Annotated in this window: 1 pseudogene; it reads right to left on the bottom strand. The window is 59.1% G+C overall.

The window, feature by feature from the left end:
- Window positions 1-597: 597 nt before the first annotated feature.
- A pseudogene (locus AWB67_RS38630) lies at window positions 598-935 on the bottom strand (monooxygenase); the annotation flags it as partial.

Genomic DNA, 935 nt, shown 5'->3' with positions numbered 1-935 from the left:
GGTAACGCCAACTGGGGTCCGGCGCACCGGCGATGGATAAGCGTGTTTGCATTCCCAAACGAATAGCCGGCGTAGCGCTGAGCTTTGCTACACAGATTCGATCCTGAAGGCGGTGTAGCCCGGCACCCGAGCAACCCGTGGTTGAACTATGCAACGGACAGCATTCGCTTTGCGGCTTTAGATAGCGGCAGGCTCAAGGGGCGGACCTCTGTAATGCGGTAACCAACCCGCGAATATCAGTGCGATCCACCGTCGACACTTACTGCCACGTCGCCCCCAGGAAGTTCATGTGCCCAGCAGACAAAAACCGAAAACCGATCCCGATTGACACGGAAAGTCATATCAGTCCGTTCGGCCTTTGCTGCCGTTGCTGCGAGCCGGGATCTACGTCAGCAGTGTGGCCGATTGCTGACGTCGACGGCATCGAGCACCCAAGAGGGCAGTCTCCTGCATCAGCGAATTCACACTCGACCCTCTCCGCCCACTCCTCTACTGTCGAACGGAACGGCAACTTCCCAAGTACAGCAGCCGTAGATTTCACCGCTCCGGTCGACGAAACATTGAGCGACCCAGCCGTACGGCCGGGGCTTTCCCACGTCAGTTCAATTCTCGCGTCGTATCACGGGTTGCTTCGAGTTCCCGCGAGGGAACGGATAGCGCAGGCCTCCAGTTGCCCCGCCAGACCCGCCAGGCGATCGCGGGGCTGAGCAGCGACGGCGGCGGGATCATCAGGTTTACAACCTTCAGAAAGGTAGTCGCCAGCGTGCTGTCGTTCGTCGCAGCAAGATGAAGCTTACCGATGTACCAGTTGATGAAACGCAGCATAGGCGGACGCGCGCCCTTGACTTGCGGATGGCGAAGGTCGTTGCCAACCGCGATGTCCCACGGAATATCGACGATCTTCGCGGCCGCTCTGAAGAATCGTCGCGCAAGAT

The organism is Caballeronia terrestris (assembly GCF_001544515.1).
Classification (GTDB): Bacteria; Pseudomonadota; Gammaproteobacteria; order Burkholderiales; family Burkholderiaceae; genus Caballeronia; species Caballeronia terrestris.
Note: the sequence above shows the minus strand (reverse complement) of the source record. Positions and strands in the feature narration are given on the sequence as shown.